3 protein-coding genes and 1 pseudogene (1 of these 4 only partly in view) are annotated in these 2,415 nt (G+C 58.5%); all 4 read left to right on the forward strand.

What is annotated here, in order from left to right; translation table 11 throughout:
- Positions 1-423 (forward strand): 30S ribosome-binding factor RbfA (gene rbfA / locus B2W52_RS18040; protein WP_008171536.1); only part of this gene is annotated, 423 nt, incomplete at its 5' end.
- Positions 420-1,361 carry a tRNA pseudouridine(55) synthase TruB gene (gene truB, locus B2W52_RS18045; protein ID WP_053113039.1) on the forward strand — a complete coding sequence of 314 codons (942 nt, stop codon included), beginning with the start codon at positions 420-422 and terminating at the stop codon, positions 1,359-1,361. The genes rbfA and truB, both read left to right, overlap by 4 nt.
- A 78-nt stretch (positions 1,362-1,439) precedes the next feature.
- Positions 1,440-1,709 carry a 30S ribosomal protein S15 gene (gene rpsO, locus B2W52_RS18050; RefSeq protein WP_008171539.1) on the forward strand — a complete coding sequence of 90 codons (270 nt, stop codon included), beginning with the start codon at positions 1,440-1,442 and terminating at the stop codon, positions 1,707-1,709.
- A gap of 359 nt (positions 1,710-2,068) precedes the next feature.
- Positions 2,069-2,415 (forward strand): annotated as a pseudogene (locus tag B2W52_RS18055) (hypothetical protein); its annotated part runs 304 nt beyond the window's last position; the annotation flags it as partial.

Here is a 2,415-nt window from a genome sequence, read left to right on the forward strand (position 1 = left end):
ATGCCAAGAGAGTTCAGTCGTATTGATCGCATCGGCGATCAGATGCAACGGGAACTGGCCCAGCTCATCCAGCGGGAAGTCAAAGACCCGCGGGTGGGTATGGTCACGGTCAACGCAGTCAAGGTCAGTCGTGATCTTGGCTACGCCGATATCTATGTTTCCCTGCTTTCCACCGAAGAACTGACGGAAGAGTCTCCGGAGGTCCGGGAATCGATTGCGGTGCTCAACAAAGCCTCGGGTTTTCTGCGGGGCCAGGTAGGTCGCGCAATGAAGCTGCGGGTTGTGCCACAGCTGCGTTTCCACTTCGATACGCTGCAGGGATACAGCCGCAAAATGGATAGCCTCATTCGGGAAGCGGTCGGCGACAAGCCGGCCGTTGACCGCACCGACGATGATCAGGATGACCCGGAGCGTAACGCTTGAGCCGCAGACGCAAAGGCCGTGACGTTAACGGTATCCTCGTTATCGACAAGCCGGCAGGTGTTACCTCCAACGGCATCCTGCAGCAGGTGAAGCGCCTGTTCGGGGCCGCCAAGGCGGGCCACACCGGTGCTCTTGATCCCCTGGCCACGGGCGTGCTGCCGCTGTGCTTCGGTGAGGCCACCAAGTTCTCCCAGATGATGCTCGACAGCGACAAGGCCTACATTGCCACCGCCCGGCTCGGAGTCCAAACCGAAACCGGTGACAGTGAGGGCGCCGTCGTTGCCGAGAAACCGGTACCGGCCGGTCTCACCGCGGAGGTGTTGGAGCCGTTACTTGACGGTTTCCGGGGTGATATCCAACAGGTTCCCTCCATGTACTCGGCGCTCAAGCACAAAGGGCGTCCGCTCTACGAATATGCTCGCGAAGGTATCGAGGTGGAACGTCCGGCAAGACCGGTGACCATTTACGAACTGACGCTCCTGGATATTCGCGAGAATGAACTGGATATCGCGGTCAGCTGCACCAAGGGTACGTACATTCGCTCACTGGTTGAGGATATCGGTGAAGCCCTGGGCTGCGGAGCCCATGTGACGGCGCTGCGCCGTACCATGGCGTCCGGGTTCACCCTGGCCGATGCCCATGCCGTGAGTGATCTGGAGGCGATGCGTGAACGGGGTGAAAGCCTTGATGGTCTCCTCGTGGCACCGGATGCCGCGCTGTCCATGTTCCCCGAGCACCGTCTGGCGGGGCAGGCGCTGGTATCGATCTTGAACGGACAACCGGTTAGAATACCGGGTCAGGCTTACGACGGGTTCGTGCGTCTCTATGCGAATGAGAGCGCTAACGAAAGCTTCGTCGGGCTTGCAGAAGCATTCCCGGAAGGCGAGCAGACCAATCTGGTCCCACGCCGACTGGTGAAAAGCAGCGGAAAGCGTTAGGCGCGTCGCTGTCTAGCCGGGCTGTAGAGATGCGCGGTTCGGCCGTATTCGAAAGCATCGCAAACAATGAGGTGAGTTATGGCACTTTCTGCCAACGAGAAAGCACAGATCGTTAAGGATTTTCAGCAAGGTGATGGCGATACCGGTTCCCCTGAAGTTCAGGTGGCACTGCTGAGCGCGAACATCAACAAGCTGCAGGATCACTTCAAGGCCAACAAGCAGGATCACCATTCCCGCCGCGGCCTGATCCGGATGGTAAACCAGCGTCGTAAGCTGCTGGATTACCTCAAGCGCAAGAACGCCGATCGTTACCTGGAGCTCATCCAGCGTCTGGGTCTGCGTCGCTAATCCGGGTCTTTACGACCTGAGGGCTGTGCCGGTACGTCCGGCGGCAGTCGTCAACCAGCAGTCCTCCTCGCGGGGACTGCTGGTTGTGTTTTTCTCCCACTGCAGTTGGATTGTCTGTGTGTTCGAAGGATTCCCTGTCGTAATGGAAAGCCGAAATTGATAGCAGGTTGTTGAAAAGCCCGGGCCTGGCGGCCTCCGGAACCGCCGCCTCCCAGACCGGGGTTTTGCAACAGCCTGTTAGCTTTCAGACGGGTTGCTCTTCAGACCACAGCACATCATCTGCAGAACTATGGTTTCGAGCGCAGGGGCGCCCGGAACGAATCAATCTGGAACAGATAGACCAGGAGTTTTTTGTGGATCTGAAACCTTTCAAGAAATCATTTGAGCTTGGCGGCAAAACCGTCACTCTGGAGACCGGCCGTATTGCCCGTCAGGCAACCGGTTCCGTACTGGTAACCGTGGATGATATTTCCGTTCTCGGCACCGTTGTTGGCGCCAAAGAAGCCAAGCCCGGCCAGCCGTTCTTCCCGCTGACCGTGAACTACCAGGAAAAATACTTTGCCGCCGGCAAGATCCCGGGTGGCTATTTCAAGCGCGAAGGCCGTCCGACCGAAAACGAAACCCTTGTTTCGCGTCTCATCGACCGCCCGATCCGCCCGCTGTTCCCCGATGGCTACAAGAACGAGACCCAGGTGGTCGTCACCGT

The organism is Marinobacter sp. UBA2498, from assembly GCF_002341575.1.
Taxonomy (GTDB): Bacteria; Pseudomonadota; Gammaproteobacteria; order Pseudomonadales; family Oleiphilaceae; genus Marinobacter; species Marinobacter manganoxydans.

Coding starts and splice junctions, on each gene's coding strand:
- rpsO (WP_008171539.1), top strand. CDS start 1,440: ATGGCACTTTCTGCCAACGAGAAAGCACAGATCGTTAAGGATTTTCAG.